At 73.5% G+C, this 14,737-nt stretch carries 14 protein-coding genes and 2 pseudogenes; 6 read left to right on the top strand and 10 right to left on the bottom strand.

Annotated features, from left to right (window positions below; genetic code table 11):
• Nucleotides 1–27: 27 nt before the first annotated feature.
• Nucleotides 28–84 (top strand): annotated as a pseudogene (locus BAW75_RS33395) (DUF3499 domain-containing protein); the annotation flags it as partial.
• Nucleotides 85–113: 29 nt separating this feature from the next.
• Here BAW75_RS33395 and BAW75_RS02250 read toward each other — a convergent pair.
• Nucleotides 114–338 (bottom strand): annotated as a pseudogene (locus tag BAW75_RS02250) (DUF3499 domain-containing protein); the annotation flags it as partial.
• A 153-nt stretch (nt 339–491) separates the two neighbouring features.
• Here BAW75_RS02250 and BAW75_RS02245 point away from each other — a divergent pair.
• The gene (locus BAW75_RS02245) at nt 492–941 is read left to right on the top strand and encodes a metallopeptidase family protein (RefSeq protein WP_018787548.1); all 450 of its coding nucleotides are present in this window, start codon (nt 492–494) and stop codon (nt 939–941) included.
• A gap of 82 nt (nt 942–1,023) precedes the next feature.
• Here the strand turns inward: BAW75_RS02245 and BAW75_RS02240 are convergent, their stop codons facing one another.
• The 6 genes from BAW75_RS02240 to BAW75_RS02215 form a co-directional block, all read right to left on the bottom strand.
• The gene (locus tag BAW75_RS02240) at nt 1,024–1,284 is read right to left on the bottom strand and encodes a WhiB family transcriptional regulator (protein WP_013284161.1); all 261 of its coding nucleotides are present in this window, start codon (nt 1,282–1,284) and stop codon (nt 1,024–1,026) included.
• A 460-nt stretch (nt 1,285–1,744) separates the two neighbouring features.
• Nucleotides 1,745–2,083 carry a hypothetical protein gene (locus tag BAW75_RS02235; RefSeq protein ID WP_043326469.1) on the bottom strand — a complete coding sequence of 113 codons (339 nt, stop codon included), beginning with the start codon at nt 2,081–2,083 and terminating at the stop codon, nt 1,745–1,747.
• 12 nt (nt 2,084–2,095) lie between these two features.
• A complete protein-coding gene (locus BAW75_RS02230; protein ID WP_064447708.1) occupies nt 2,096–3,493 on the bottom strand; it encodes a DUF4331 domain-containing protein in 1,398 nt (465 codons plus the stop codon).
• 73 nt (nt 3,494–3,566) lie between these two features.
• Nucleotides 3,567–3,863, bottom strand: coding sequence for a hypothetical protein (locus tag BAW75_RS02225; protein WP_030501355.1), 297 nt, complete (start codon nt 3,861–3,863; stop codon nt 3,567–3,569).
• A 153-nt stretch (nt 3,864–4,016) separates the two neighbouring features.
• Nucleotides 4,017–6,542, bottom strand: coding sequence for a bifunctional FO biosynthesis protein CofGH (locus BAW75_RS02220; RefSeq protein WP_104112454.1), 2,526 nt, complete (start codon nt 6,540–6,542; stop codon nt 4,017–4,019).
• A 159-nt stretch (nt 6,543–6,701) separates the two neighbouring features.
• The gene (locus BAW75_RS02215; RefSeq protein WP_064447706.1) at nt 6,702–7,652 is read right to left on the bottom strand and encodes a hypothetical protein; all 951 of its coding nucleotides are present in this window, start codon (nt 7,650–7,652) and stop codon (nt 6,702–6,704) included.
• Nucleotides 7,653–7,750: 98 nt separating this feature from the next.
• Between BAW75_RS02215 and cofD the strand changes: the two genes are divergently transcribed.
• Together cofD and BAW75_RS02205 are read left to right on the top strand one after the other, a co-directional pair.
• Nucleotides 7,751–8,698 (top strand): 2-phospho-L-lactate transferase, encoded by a 948-nt coding sequence (gene cofD / locus BAW75_RS02210; RefSeq protein WP_104112453.1) that lies wholly within the window; start codon nt 7,751–7,753, stop codon nt 8,696–8,698.
• On the top strand, nt 8,695–9,780 hold the full coding sequence (locus BAW75_RS02205) for a coenzyme F420-0:L-glutamate ligase (RefSeq protein ID WP_064447704.1): 1,086 nt from the start codon (nt 8,695–8,697) through the stop codon (nt 9,778–9,780). Before cofD ends, BAW75_RS02205 begins: the two co-directional genes overlap by 4 nt.
• 16 nt (nt 9,781–9,796) lie before the next feature.
• Here the strand turns inward: BAW75_RS02205 and BAW75_RS02200 are convergent, their stop codons facing one another.
• The gene (locus tag BAW75_RS02200) at nt 9,797–10,786 is read right to left on the bottom strand and encodes an ArsR/SmtB family transcription factor (protein ID WP_043326482.1); all 990 of its coding nucleotides are present in this window, start codon (nt 10,784–10,786) and stop codon (nt 9,797–9,799) included.
• 298 nt (nt 10,787–11,084) lie between these two features.
• Between BAW75_RS02200 and BAW75_RS02195 the strand changes: the two genes are divergently transcribed.
• Complete coding sequence (locus BAW75_RS02195; RefSeq protein ID WP_104112452.1) at nt 11,085–11,660, top strand: NUDIX hydrolase; 576 nt, start codon at nt 11,085–11,087, stop codon at nt 11,658–11,660.
• Between the two features lie 28 nt (nt 11,661–11,688).
• On the opposite strand, the gene BAW75_RS02190 is transcribed toward BAW75_RS02195, so the two are convergent.
• Together BAW75_RS02190 and BAW75_RS02185 are read right to left on the bottom strand one after the other, a co-directional pair.
• A complete protein-coding gene (locus BAW75_RS02190; protein ID WP_043330633.1) occupies nt 11,689–12,780 on the bottom strand; it encodes a mannose-1-phosphate guanylyltransferase in 1,092 nt (363 codons plus the stop codon).
• 65 nt (nt 12,781–12,845) lie between these two features.
• Entirely contained in the window at nt 12,846–13,991 is a 1,146-nt protein-coding gene (locus tag BAW75_RS02185; protein ID WP_030501347.1) for a glycosyltransferase family 4 protein, read from the bottom strand.
• A 150-nt stretch (nt 13,992–14,141) separates the two neighbouring features.
• Between BAW75_RS02185 and BAW75_RS02180 the strand changes: the two genes are divergently transcribed.
• A partial coding sequence (locus BAW75_RS02180; protein WP_104112451.1) for a TIGR03089 family protein occupies nt 14,142–14,737 on the top strand: 596 nt, incomplete at its 3' end.

Genomic DNA, 14,737 nt, shown 5'->3' with positions numbered 1-14,737 from the left:
ACCCGGTAATGGGGATACCCTGCCGCCGTGAGGTCACCACGGCGCTGCTCCCGTAACGGCTGCCCCCGGCAAGCGGTCGCCACATTGACCTATGTCTACAACGAGTCGACGGCGGTGGTGGGCGGCGGCGGCTCGAACTCACCCTCGTGCCGCACCACGTCCCAGCCGCGCGGGGCGGTCAGGCTGCGGGCGTGCGGCTCACACAGGTCGTACGTGTGCGGTTCGGCGAACGCGGCGAGCGGGCCCACCACCGCCGTCGACTCGTTGTAGACATAGGTCAATGTGGCGACCGCTTGCCGGGGGCAGCCGTTACGGGAGCAGCGCCGTGGTGACCTCACGGCGGCAGGGTATCCCCATTACCGGGTCCGGCGCACCGCTTCGCGTTACGACACGCCCGTCATGGTGATCACAATTCCTCCGATCGGCGCCCCGGCGCGCCGGACAGCCGCGCGGCGACGGGTGGACCGCCACCCCGGGCTACCCTGTCCGTCATGACGAGCCCGCAGAACCGCCGCCCCGGCTCCGGCCGGCGCACCCACCGTGACCGGCACGGTCGCGGGCTGCGCGGGCGGCTGGTGCCGGCCACCGTCCCGCTGGCCCGGACGAAGGCCGAGGTCTTCGACGACCTGGTGCTCGACACGGTGGAGACGCTCGAACGCCGGTTCGCCAAGGAGCTGGCCGGGGTGGAGTTCGCGGTCGAGGACGTCCCGCCGGATCTGAACGTCTACGACTCGGACGTGCTGGAGGACGGCGAGGTGCCGCTCGCCCGGCTACTGCCCGGGCGTCCCGGCCGCCAGGAGGTGCCGCCCCGGATCGTGCTCTACCGGCGGCCGCTGGAGTTCCGCGCGATGGACCGCGAGGATCTCGCCGACCTGGTGCACGACGTGATCATCGAGCAGGTGGCGAATCTGCTCGGGGTGGACCCGGACGAGCTGGCCTGACGCCGCCACCCGGCCGGCCCCCGCCGGCCGGACAGCGACCCGGGCCCGGACGGCCCCCACCGCCCGTCGGCCCGTACGTGGATCAGGCGGCGACCCGCCGCTTGAGCTTGCGCCGCTCCCGCTCGGAGAGGCCACCCCAGATTCCGAACCGCTCGTCGTGGCCGAGCGCGTACTCCAGGCATTCCGTCTTCACTTCGCACCGCGAGCAGATGCGCTTCGCCTCGCGGGTCGAGCCGCCCTTCTCGGGAAAGAACGCCTCCGGGTCGGTCTGCGAGCAGAGCGCCCGCTCCTGCCACTCCGGCGCGTTCCCGAGCAGGTCGGCCACCTCGAGCTGGCCGTCCATCGATTGCCTCCTTGTCGCGCACCGGCGTCATTCGCCGCTGCAACCCCCCACGCGAAAGGCGTGCCTGTCCGTACGGTCACCATTTGTTGCGTTCCGTGCGAACAACCCCATTCAAATTACACGCGTGTAATGCGTGCGCCGTCAAGCCAAACTTGATAATGGAGTCGCCCTCCCGACACGTCCGGGACGACCGCCGCGGTCGCCCGTAGCCTCGCAACCTGCCCTATCGATTCAGACCCCGGACGAGTAACGCCCTCCCCGGCGAGTTGCCGGAAGTTTTCTGCCGTGGCGCACCGCCGGCGGGCCGGCCGGACGCCCCCGCCGGCCGCTCGTACCAAGATCAGAATTGGTGGGCCAAAGGGTAACGCGCTCGTTGCGGTACCGCCCGCCGAGCCGTCCAACGCCGACTGCGCCCCGTCCACCATGTGGACAGGGCGCAGGCGTCGGCGCGGCCGCCGGTTCAGTCCACCCGGGCGGGTGAGCTGGTCGGCCAGACGAATTCGGCGATACACCCACCGGTAACAGAGATCGCGCCGGCCGATGTGTTCTCGTCCCACCAGACGGTATAGACACCCGCCTCCAGGTCCGGGTAGACGGCACTGTGGAAGACCCCGTCCAGGACGTGCCGCTCGCGTACCGCGGAGTGGGTCCGCGGGCTGTCGAGGTCCGCCCGGCTGATCTCGATTTCCCGGCCGTGCAGGTCCCGGCCGGTGTGGATGATCAGCGCGCCGCGGTCGCCGCCGAGGTCGAGCACGACGCTGCCGACCTCCGACGGGCCGAGATCGTGATGGTGTGACATCCGCGTCTCCCGTCAGGACTTCTTCGCCTGCGGGTTGCCGAACCCGTCGTACGGTGTGCCGAGGAACGGGAAGTCGGCCAGGAACGGCGCGGTGACGTCGGCCGCGCTCAGACCCGGCGTGACCGCCGCGGCGGCGGCGTCCGGGCGGAACGTCTTGTCGACAAGTGGCACGGTCAGTCCCGCGATGGCACGCAGCGCGATCGTCACCACGTCGTCGGCGACGCGACGGCCGTTCGGGTAACCGGCCAGGTCGCCGCCGAGCACGCCGAACCGGTCCGGTGTGCGGCTGGGCCGGATCGCCGTGTTCAGCCGCAGCATGTCCGCCTGGACGTCGCCGGTGGTGTTGGCGAAGCCGTCGATCAGTCCGGCCGGGATTCCGGTGAGCAGGATCGCCACCAGGTCGGCGCGCGGCTTCTTGGACTTGTTCAGCGCGTCCAGATTTCCGAACACGCCCGGGTACAGCGCCGGCAGCAGCGCGGCCAGCTCGGGCCGCTCGACGAACCCGGCGAAGCGCTTGTCCTCCGACGGCGGCAGCGTGTTCCAGACGTCCTTCCTGGACATCGGCACGATGACCTCGTTGAACAACGGGTTACCGAGCCGCGACACCTGGGTGAACGGACCGGCCGCGGTGTCCGCGGAGACCCGGTCGCCGAGCACCCGGACCTGCTGGCGGGACGCGCTGGTCCACACCCCGATGGTCGAGGCGCGGTCGGCCACGCCGTAGCGGGCCGCCTTGCGGCGCACCTGGCTCAGCGGCACCTGCACGGCGAGGCTGTGCACGTTCAGCCGGTCCAGCGCGTTCACCGGCTCGCCCTCGGCCTGGAACAGCTTCTTGCCGGCCACGTGCAACTGCTGGAACGGCCGCAGCGTGCCCAGGTCGAACACCGCGCCCAGGTCGACGAAGAAGCCGTCGGCCCGCTGTCCGGCGAAGACCTTCTCGCCGGTGGACAGCTTGAACGTCGCCTGGCGTACCAGGTTCTGGTACTTCGGGGTGGACAGCGGCCCGACGTTGCAGGGCGGGCAGGGCAGCTTGTGCGCCAGCACCCGCGCCCGGCCGTCGGCGATCCGGGTCAGCCGGTAGAACTGCCGCCGGTTCCAGTTCTTGCTCTCCAGCGACTCGATCGGCCCGGTGTTGTAGAGAAAGCTGTTCTGGTTCGTGATCTCCGTGGTGAATTCGAAACGATAGGTGACGTCCGGATTACCGTCGCCGTCGTTGTCGATGTGAATCTCGTACCGGACGTCGTCGCCGAACTCGAAGAAGTTCGGGCCGCCGGAGGGAAGTTGCACCGGCACGTAGTTGGCGATCAACGTGACCGTGTCCGGCTGGCTCGGCGTGACGAACGCGTACAGGTCGGAACTGTCGGCGACCGGATCCTTGGCGATCTCCGGGGCCTCGCGGTGAGAGGACATGGCGGACGCACCTTCGTCGGGGGAACGGAAGACGGAACCGGCGCCGGGAGCCCACGCCGGTGGAGGGGTGGGATCAGCGCCGGCCGGCGGCGCGCACCAGGCGGTCGGCCAGACCGCGGTCGCGGATCTCGACCCTTGTCGTACCGACGAAGACGTCGATCGCGCCGGTGGCGGCGTCGCGGAGGTGAGCCACGATCGGCTCGTCGCGCCGGCTCGCCGTGGGGGAGTTCTGCGCGGCGGACAGGCCCGGCACGGTGAGGGCGGCGGCGCCCAGCGTCGCGCTCGCCGCGGCGGTGAGCGTCTGCCTGCGGGTCAACCGCGGCCAGGTCCGCCGTTTCTTCGGCGCGTCGGTGGTCTCGTCAGTGCTCATCGGCAACCTTTCCGGACCGGCGCCGCAGCGCCGCAACGGGCCCGGGACGCCCGGACACCGCCGGGCCCCGGTTCTGGGGTCACCGGCGGCGGTCCTCGCCGAAACCGCCGCCGGCATCCACAGGTACGGCAGGCGACGGGGAAAGGTTCGACCTCAGGCGCCGGCGTGACCGTACGCGGTCGTCCGCTTGCGGAACGGGCGGCCCGCGGCGGTGGCGATGGCCCGCAACTGCTCCTCGGTACGGGCCGAGCCGTTGCCCGAGCCGGCCATCCGGGAGATGGTCTCCTCCATCAGCGTGCCGCCGAGGTCGTTGCAGCCGCCACGCAGCATCGCCACCGTGCCCTCGTCGCCGAGCTTCACCCAGGAGCACTGGATGTTGCCGATCCGCCCGTGCAGCAGCAGCCGGGCCATCGCGTGCACCGCCCGGTTCTCCCGCCACGTCGGACCCGGGCGGGCGATGCCGGCCAGGTAGATCGGCGCGTTCGTGTGCACGAACGGCAGCGCCACGAACTCGGTGAACCCGCCGGTACGGTCCTGCACCCCGGCCAGCACCCGGAAGTGGGCCAGCCACTGGCCCGGGTGGTCGACGTGGCCGTACATCATCGTGGAGCTGGACCGGATGCCCAGCTCGTGCGCCGTGCTCACCACCTCGACCCAGGCGGCGGCCGGCAGCTTGCCCTTGGTGAGCACCCAGCGCACGTCGTCGTCGAGGATCTCGGCGGCGGTGCCCGGGATGGTGTCCAGCCCGGCCTCGCGGAGCTGGAGCAGCCACTCCCGCACCGGCACGCCGGCCTTCGCGGCGGCGGTGACGATCTCCATCGGGGAGAACGCGTGCACGTGCATGCCCGGCACCCGCTCCTTGATCGCCCGGACGATGTCGGCGTAGCCGGTGACCGGCATCTTCGGGTCGATGCCGCCCTGAAGGCAGACCTCGGTCGCGCCGGCCGTCCACGCCTCCTCGGCCCGGTCGGCGACCTGTTCCAGGGACAGCCGGAACGCGTCGGCGTCGCTCTCCCGCTGGGCGAACGCGCAGAACCGGCACCCCACGTAGCAGACGTTCGTGAAGTTGATGTTCCGGTTCACCACGTACGTCACGTCGTCACCCACCGCGTCCCGGCGCGCGTCGTCGGCGAGCCGGCACAACTCGTCCAGCGCCGGGCCGTCCGCGCCGAACAGCGCCAGCGCCTTCGCCTCGTGCGCCGGCGTCAGCAGCGCGGCCGGGTCGTCCGCTGCGAGCCGCAGGCCCGCGCGCAGGTCGGCGTCCGCGCCACCGGCAAGGGGTACGCCCGCGCGCGCCTGCGGCGCCACCTTGCCGGCCACCTCGGCCCAGTCGCCGTACACGCTGTCGAAGTCGCCCCGCCGGTCCTCGGTGCGGCCGGTGACGTCGATGGTGGCGTGCAGGTCGGTCCGGCCGCCGTAGGTCTCCTCCGGCTCCTGCCAGGGCTGCCCCACCGGGCGGGCCTCCTCGACGGCGAGCCCGGTGGCCGGGTCGGCGAGCGCCGTGACGTGCGGCAGCAGGCGCGGGTCCAGCCACGGGCCGCCCGCGCGGACGTACTCCGGGTAGACGGTCAGCCGCTCGCGCAGCGTGAACCCGGCACTCGCGGTACGCGCCGCCAGCTCCTCCAGGTGCGGCCAGGGGCGCTCCGGGTTGACGTGGTCGGGCGTGACCGGGGAGACGCCGCCCCAGTCGTCGATGCCGGCGCGCAGCAGCAGGTCGTACTCGCCCGCGATCAGGTTCGGCGGAGCCTGGATGCGGGCCTTCGGGCCGAGCAGCACCCGGGCCACCGCCACGGTGGCGGCCAGGTCGTGCAGCTCCGCGTCCGGCATGCCGCGCATCGCCGTGTCCGGCTTGGCGCGGAAGTTCTGCACGATCACCTCCTGGAGGTGGCCGTACTCCCGCATCGCGCGGCGGATCGCGAAGATCGCGTCGACCCGCTCGGCCCGGTTCTCGCCGATGCCGATCAGGATGCCGGTGGTGAACGGCACCCCGACCCGGCCGGCGTCGTCGAGCACCCGCAGGCGGACCGCCGGCTCCTTGTCCGGTGAGCCGAAGTGCGGGCCGCCCGGCTCGGACCAGAGCCGGGTGGCGGTGGTCTCCAGCATCATGCCCATGCTCGGCGCGACCGGCTTGAGCCGCTGCAGCTCCGACCAGGTGAGCACGCCCGGGTTGAGGTGGGGCAGCAGGCCGGTCTCCTCCAGCACCGCCACCGCGCAGGCGCGCAGGTAGTCCAGCGTCGAGTCGTACCCCCGCTCGTCCAGCCACCGGCGGGCCGCCGGCCACCGTTCCTCCGGCCGGTCGCCGAGCGTGAACAGCGCCTCCTTGCAGCCCTGCGCGGCGCCCTCGCGGGCGATCGCCAGCACCTCGTCGCGCTCCAGGTAGGCGGCGGGCAGCCGGTGCGGCACGGTCGCGAACGTGCAGTAGTGGCAACGGTCCCGGCAGAGCCGGGTCAGCGGGATGAAGACCTTCTTCGAGTACGTGACCACGCCCGGCCGCCCGGCGTCGCGCAGCCCGGCATCGCGGATCTCACCGGCGATCCGGAGCAGTTCGTCGAGCATCTGCCCGCGCGCGGCGAGCAGCGCGCCGGCCTCGTCGGCGTCGAGCGCCCGGCCGGTGGCGGCCCGTCCCAGCGCCCGCCGGACGCTCGCCTCGGTCGGTTCGGGGTCGCTGCGATCAACCATCCGCCCAGCCTATGTGCTGCCGGGCGACAGGCCGCCCGCGCCCGCTCGCGGTCCGGGCAACGGGACGGCCCGCGTGGCCCGCCTCACAGCGGGACCGGCGCGGGCCGTCGGGAGCCTGCCGTCGGGCGGGCGACGGCGCTCCGTCGCCCGCCGCGCGGCTCAGCGGGGCTGGTTCGGGTCCTCGCGGTCGAACCGCTGGGTGCGCTCGTCGTCGGCGGCGGGCGTCGACGCGCCCGGTTCGGCGGACTGGCGCGGGATCGCCTGCGTCGGGTCGGCCGACGGCGGCTGGCCGAACGGCGGCGCGGACTGCGGCGAGCCGTACTGCGGCGCCTGCTGCGGACCGGCGAACGGCGAGCCGGCCTGCGGGGCCGGCTGCGGGTCGGCGAACGGCGGGCCGGACTGCGGGGCGTGCGGCGGCGCGGTGTTGAACGGCGGCGCCGACTGCGGCTGGCCGTACTGGCCGGGCTGCTGCGGCCAGCCGGGCGGCGGCGAGCCGGCCTGCGGGTAGCCCGGGCCGGGCTGCTGCGGGTAGCCACCCGGACCGGGGTAGCCGCCGGGCTGCCCCGGCTGCTGCGGCCAGCCGGGCTGGGCCTGGCCGTACACGCCCGGCTGCGCCTTGGGCTTCGGCACGTAGTAGAGCGTGCGCCAGATCTTGAACACCACGAACGCGGCGACCGCGAAGAGCGCCAGCCAGGCAGCGCGGGTCAGCAGACCGAGGAACGCATCGAGCACCTCACCGTCGGCGAGCCGGCCGACCAGCCAGATCAGGAACGTCAGCGCGCCGAACACGGCGGACACGGCGTACTCGACCAGCGCCACCTGCGTGATCAGCTTGGCCTTCGGCACGACCGGGCGGATCACGGTGGCGATCAGGACGGCGAGCAACGGCAGGACCGTCGCCTCCAGGCCGACGAAGCTGAAGTACGTGCTTCCCGCCCGGCCGCTGAACGTGCTGTAGTCGTCGACCGGCACCAGCAGGCGCAGCAGGCCGACGAAGAGCAGCACGGCGTTGGCGCCGAGAAGGACGAGCGCGGCCAGTTCGCGCAACGGCTTGATCAACTGGCTGGCCTGCGCGGCGTCGCCGGACGCGGGCTCGGCGGGGCTGGTCACGGACTCCCCCAGGGGACGAAAGCGGACAGTTGCCGAAGTGAGCGTAGTCTCTCCGGCCACCGAGCGATCGACGGCGGCACGTGCGGAAGGATGGACGCATGCGCATCGTGGTTCTGACCGGCGGCATCGGGGGCGCCCGTTTCCTGCTCGGCGTGCGGGCGTACGCCCGCGAGATGGGCGCCGAGGTGACCGCCGTGGTGAACGTCGGCGACGATCTGCTGCTGCACGGGCTGAAGGTCTGCCCCGACCTGGACAGCGTGCTCTACACGCTCGGCGGCGGCGCCGACCCGGAACGCGGCTGGGGCCGGGTCGGCGAGACCTGGACGGTGAAGAACGAGCTGGCCGCGTACGGCGCGGAGCCGAGCTGGTTCGGTCTGGGCGACAAGGACATCGCCACCCACCTGGTCCGCACCACGATGCTCAACGCCGGCTATCCGCTGTCCCAGGTCACCGAGGCGCTGGCGGCGCGCTGGCAACCGGGCGTACGGCTGCTGCCGGCCACCGACGAGCGCCTGGAGACCCATGCCGTCGTCACCGACGAGCAGGGGCGGCGCGCGATCCACTTCCAGGAGTGGTGGGTGCGGTACCGCGCCGACGTACCCACCGACCGGTTCGTCTTCGTGGGCGCCGAAGCGGCGAAGCCCGCGCCCGGCGTGGTGGAGGCGATCGCCGCCGCGGACGTGGTGCTGATCGCGCCCAGCAACCCGGTCGTCAGCATCGCCCCGGTGCTGGCCGTGCCCGGTCTGCGCGACGCGGTGACCGGCGGGCCGGCCCCGGTGATCGGGGTGTCACCGATCATCGGCGGCGCGCCGGTACGCGGCATGGCCGACCGCTGCCTCGCCGTGCTCGGTGTGGAGTGCAGCGCGGCCGGGGTGGCCGGCCTCTACGGCGCCCGGTCCACCGGCGGGCTGCTCGACGGCTGGCTGGTGGCGCCGGAGGACGAGGGCACGGCGGTGCCGGACGTGGTGGTCCACGCGGCGCCGCTGCGGATGACCGACGAGGCGGCGACCGCCGCGATGGTGCGCGCCGCGCTGGAGCTGATGTGAGGCTGGAGATTCTGCCGGTGCAGGGCATCGGCGACGTGACCGAGGGCGACGACCTGGCGGCGCTGATCGCCGGCGCGGCGCCGTGGCTGCGTGACGGCGACGTGCTGGTGGTCACCAGCAAGATCGTGTCGAAGGCGGAGGGCCGGCTGGTCGACGTGCCCGCCGACGGCCCGGAACGGCTCGAGGCGCGGGACCGGATCCTGGACGGCGAGACCGCCCGGGTGGTGGCGACTCGGGGCGCCACCCGGATCGTGCAGACCCACCACGGGTTCGTGATGGCCTCCGCCGGCATCGACGCGTCGAACGTGGACAAGACCCGCCTGGTGCTGTTGCCGGCCGACCCGGACGCCTCCGCGCGGGCGTTGCGTGCCGCGCTGCGCGACCGGTACGGCCTCGACGTCGCCGTGATCGTCAGCGACACCATGGGCCGCCCGTGGCGCAACGGGCTCACCGACGTGGCGCTCGGGGTGGCGGGCATGCCGGCGATCCGCGACCACCGGGGCGAGGTCGACCCGTACGGCAACGAACTGTTCGTCACCCAGATGGCGGTGGTCGACGAACTGGCCGGCGCCGGCGAGCTGATCAAGGGCAAGTGCGACCAGGTGCCGGTCGCGGTGGTCCGGGGTTATCTCGGCACCCCCCGGGACGACGACGAGGGCGCCCGGGCGCTCGTCCGCGACGCCTCGATGGACCTGTTCTCGCTCGGTACCGCCGAGGCGCGCGCCGCCGGCCTGCGGGCGGCGGCGACGCTGCCGGACCGGGCCGGGCCGGAGCCCGCCGACGCGGACGCGGTGCGGCGGGCGATCGGCTCGGTGGCCGACGTGGTAGCGCCGGGCACGACCTTTACGCACGTCACAGACGACGAGGTACGCGCCGGGCTCGCCGCCACCGTGCCCGGCTGGCCCGCCTCGGCCACCGGCCTGCTGCTCGGCGCGGCGCCGACCCCGCTCGACCCGGCGGACCTGGTCCGGTTCGGCGCGGACGTGCAACGCCTGCGCGCCGCGCTGGCCGCCGAGGGAATCGGTTCCGTCCTGCTCCCGCCCCCGGCCGGCAGCGCCGCCAGCGCCACGCTGGCGCTCTGAGACGGCCCGGCGGAGGTCAGGCGTCGAGGACGGCTCGGCCCAGCGGCGTCAGCGTGTGCAGGACGGTGTTGCGCTCGCGCTGGCTGACCAGCAGCCCGGCGTTGCGCAGCACTGTGGTGTGCTGGCTGGCCGCGGCGGCGGAGATGTGCAGCCGGCGGGCCATCTCGCCGGTCGTGCAGCCCTCGTCGGCGGCATGCAGCACCCGCGACCGGGTGCGGCCGATCAGGGCCGCGAGCGCCTCGCCCTGGGGTGACCCGGCGGCGCCGGACGCCGGTGTCAGGCCGGCCAGCCGGTCCACCGGGTAGACGAGCACCGGCGGCAGGGTCGGGTCGACGAGCGCCACCGGGGTACGCGAGCAGAAGAACGACGGGACGAGCAGCAGCCCGCGCCCGTCCAGGTGCAGTTCCCGGGTGTCCGGATAGTCGAGCACCTCCAGCACGCCGGAGTTCCACCGCATGTTCGGCCGCAGGCTGGCCAGCAGCCCTTCGGCGCCGCCGTCGAGCATGGCGCGGGCACGCCGGGCCCGGTCCGCCTCGACCGCTGCCTGCACCCGGGCCCAGTACGGCGTGACGGCCAGCGACTGGTATCGCGCCATGGAGTCGGTGAGGTGGTGCAGTGTCTCCGGCTCACCCCGGGCGAGCGCCGTCGCCGAGGGCGGCAACGTGGTCTCCTCGGCGAGCCGGGTCAGGTCGCGGCGCAGCATGTCCGTAGGGGTGCCGCGGACCGCGTCCAGCCCCACCTCGAAGCCCTCCCGGCTGGCGAACGGGGTGAGGAAGTCGGGGAAGTAGCCGCGCGGCGGGTTGAGCGCGAGGAGCAGGCGGTACTGCTCGGCGTCGCTGTCGGTGCGCAGCCCGTGCGCCACGGTCCGCCGCCATGTGGTCATCATCGGGTCGCGGCTGCGCCCCTGGAGCAGGTGCAGGCTGAGAACCAGCTCCCAGAGCGGGTCCGCGCGCGGGGCGACCCGGGTCCGCAGGACGTCTTCGCCCGAGAAAACGATCTTCAACATGGAGTGCTCCCGTGCGGACGGCGGGGGTGCCCGCCACGCCTCGACCTTACCCGCCGGCAGTAATCTCCATCTTTAAGCCTGAGGTGAAAGACCTCGACGGTGAGGTGACCGGTTCGGCAAACTCTTCCTTGCCCGCCGACGCCGGGGCGCAGTCTCGACCCGGTCGCCGGCTGACGGGCGTGGCCGGGCGGCACCACGAGGGTCTGCGACATCGTCGCAGGGGTGCCGCCCGGCTTTCGCTCGTCCGCCGGTGGGTCGCCGCGCAGACGCAGCGCAGTGGCGCTCGTAGAGTGTCCGGGTGCCCGACACCGATCTCACCACGTACGCCGACCTGCACGCCGACGCCGTCGCGGCGCTGAGCCGGCAGACGGCGACCAGCCCGGCCGCCGGCGCCGCCCGGGACCGGACGCTGGCGCTGCTGGCCGACGGGCCGGCGGCGATGAGCCGGACACACCGGGCGGGGCACGTCACCGCCAGCGCGCTCGTGCTCGACCCGGACGGCCGGGTGCTGCTCTGCCTGCACGGCAAGATCCGCAGGTGGGTGCAGCTCGGCGGGCACTGCGAGCCGGGCGACCGGACGCTGGTGGCGGCCGCGCTGCGCGAGGCCACCGAGGAGTCCGGCATCGCCGGTCTGACGATCGAGCCGGAACCGATCGACGTGGACATCCACCAGGTCGCCTGCCAGGGCGGGTCGTTCCACTACGACGTCCGGTACGCGGTGCTGGCCCCGGCCGGGGCGGTCGAGCAGGTGAGCGCGGAGTCCGAGGCGCTCGGCTGGTTCCCGCCGGACCGGCTGCCCGAGCCGCTCGCCCACGCGACGGCCCAGCTGGTGCCACCGGCGCTCGCCTTGCTGGCCCGTCGCGCCGCCCGCTGACCGGAAGCGGGCGGCCGCACCGGCCGGATCAGACCAGGCCCTCCTCGCCGCGTTCCTTCAGCTCGTCCACGACCTTCTTCACGTCCTGCGCGCGGTCACGCGGGCAGACCAGCAGCGCGTCCGGGGTGTCCACCACGATCAGGTCGTGCACCCCCACGGTGGCGACGAGCCGGCCGGAGTGCGACACCACGACCGTGCCGGTGGTGTCGTGCAGCAGCACGCCCGGCTTGGCGTCGCCGCCCAGCACCACGTTGCCGGCGCCGTCGGCCGGCAGCACCTCGCCGAGCGTGTGGAAGTCACCGACGTCGTTCCAGCCGAAGTCACCCGGCACGGTGCCCACCCGGCCCGCCGTCGCCGCGCCCTCCATCACCGCGTAGTCGACCGAGATCCGGGGCAGCGTCGGCCAGACCCGGCCCAGCACGTCGTCCTGCTCCGGGGTGCCCCACGCCGCCGCGATGGCGGTGATCCCGGCGTGCAGCTCCGGCTCCTGGCGGGCCAGCTCGGCGAGGAAGACGTCCACCCGCCAGACGAACATGCTGGCGTTCCAGAGGTGCCGGCCGGAGTTGACGTAGACCTCGGCCACCTCGGCGGCCGGCTTCTCCTTGAACTCGCGTACCGGGCGCAGCGTGCCGTCCCCCACCGGGTCGCCGGTCTCCAGGTAGCCGTAGCCGGTCTCCGGGCGGGTCGGGGTGATGCCCACCGTCATCAGCAGCCCCTGCTCCGCGCCGCGGATGGCCTGCCGTACCACCTCCGCCAGCCGGGCCGGGTCGCCGATCAGGTGATCGGCGGCGAACGAGCCCATCACCGCGTCCGGCGTACGCGCGGCGATCACCGCGGCGGCCAGCGCGATCGCCGCGCAGGAGTCGCGGGGCGACGGCTCGACCAGGATGTTCTCCTCCGGCACGCCGGCCAGCTGCCGGGCCACCGCCGCGGCGTGCGCGGCCCCGGTGACCACGAGCGTGCGCTCCGGTGTGGTCAACGGCGACAACCGGTCGACAGTGGCCTGCAGGAGCGAGGCCGGCGTGCCGGTCAGCGGGTGGAGGAATTTGGGATGGCCGGCACGGGACAGCGGCCACAACCGTGTGCCACTGCCACCCGCCGGGATGACGGCGTAGAACATCAGCACATCATGCCCGAAGCGGGCGAGTCGTCACGGTCGGTCGGCCGGGGCCGCCCCGCCGGCCCTCAGGACCGGGCCCGTCGCCAGGCCGCGATGTGCACGTCCGCGCTGGACTCCCAGGTGAACTCCTTGGCCCGGTCGAACCCGGCCTTTGCCAGCGAGAGCCGCCGCGGCTCGTCGTCCAGCAGAGCGGCCAGGTCGGCGGCGATCTGGTCCGGGTCCTCGCTGGTGTACGCCACCGCGTCGCCGCCCACCTCGGGCAGGGACAGGCGCGGCGTGGTGAGCACCGGGGCCGCGCACGCCATCGCCTCCAGGATCGGCAGGCCGAAGCCCTCGCCGTAGGAGGGGTAGGCGGCCACGAGCGCGCCACCGAGGAAGCCGGGCAGATCGGCGTAACGCAGGTAGCCCGGACGCAGCAGCCGCAGGTGCGACGGCACCTCGGCCACCGCGCGGTCGATGTCGTCGTCGTGCCCCTGCCCGCCCGCGACCACGAGCGCCGGCGGGTTCGGCCGGTCGGCCACCGCCCGCGCCCAGCCGCGGATCAGGTTGGGTACGTTCTTACGCGGCTCCTTGGCCCCGAGGAACGCGACGTAGCTGCTGTCGCCCAGCCCCAGGCGAGCCCGCACGCGCGCCTTCTCCTCGTCGCCGGGCGCGTGGAAGGCGTCCTGGTCGACGCCGTGATAGGCGACGTCGATCCGGGTCGGGTCGGCGTCCAGCAGCCGGATCAGCTCGTCCCGGGTGGCCTTGCTCGGCACGATCACCCGGCCGGCCCGCCGCAGCGAGGTCTTGATGGCGCTGCGGAAGAACGTCCGGCGCGACTTGTCGTAGTGCTCCGGCTCGGTGAAGAACGTCGCGTCGTGCACGGTGACCGTCACCGGGCATCCGGCCCGCAGCGGACAGGTGTAGAAGGGCGAGTGCAGCACCTCCGCGCCCACCTGCTGGGCCAGCAGCGGCAGGCCGGTCTGCTCCCAGGCAAGCCGCGCCGGCCGGTGCGCCACCGCCGCCGGGGCGGGGATCACCTCGGCGCCCGGCAGCATCCGGGTGTAGCGCTCCAGGTCGGTACGGAGGCTCACCACCGCCAGGTCGACGCCGGTGCCGCAGACCCGGCCCAGCGCGCCGAGCAGTCCGTCGACGTATCTACCGACGCCGCCACGGTCGGCGGGGACACTCGTGGCGTCGATGAGAACGCGGGGCGGGCGACCGGCGGTCACGGGGCGGCTCCTCAGATGGCGCAGTTGTGGGGAAGAACACTGTCGGCAAGCGTACGCCGCGCCGGGCGAACAACGCTGACCGCGACCCGACGGTACGCCGACTTGACGTTGTCATCGAGTACGCACGCGGGGCGCGTATCGTTCGCGCCGATGGCCGACAACATTGCCCGGGTGTTCGCCGACGCGATCGCGCCGGACCCCACCCGACCGCTGCTGACCTGGTACGACGACGCCACCGGCGAGCGCACCGAACTCTCCGGCGCGACGCTTGCGAACTGGGTGGCGAAGACCGCGAACCTGCTCACCGACGAGATCGGCGCCGCGCCGGGCGACCCGGTCGGCGTGTTGCTGCCGCCGCACTGGCAGACCGCCGCCGTGCTGCTCGGCTGCTGGTCGGCGAAACTGACGGTGACCGACGCGCCGGGGCCGGTGGAGGTGCTGTTCGTGGCCGCCGACCGGGTGGACGAGGCGGCCGGGTGGCCGGCCGGCGAGCGGTACGCGCTGGCGCTCGACCCGTTCGCGCTGCCGATGCGGCAGGTGCCCGCCGGCTACGCCGACTTCGTGACGGCGGTACGCGGACACGGCGACCACTTCACGCCGTACCCCGAGGGTGGCGAGGGGGACGCGGCGCTGCTGGCCCGCGCGCAGGCCCGCGCCACCGAGCTGGGCCTGACCCAGGGCGACCGCCTCCTGGTAGACGTGACCACCCACCCCGACCCGGTCGACTGGCTGCTCACGCTGGTCAC

This window comes from Micromonospora chalcea, assembly GCF_002926165.1.
Lineage (GTDB): Bacteria > Actinomycetota > Actinomycetes > Mycobacteriales > Micromonosporaceae > Micromonospora > Micromonospora chalcea.
This window is presented reverse-complemented; position numbering and strand designations above follow the sequence as displayed.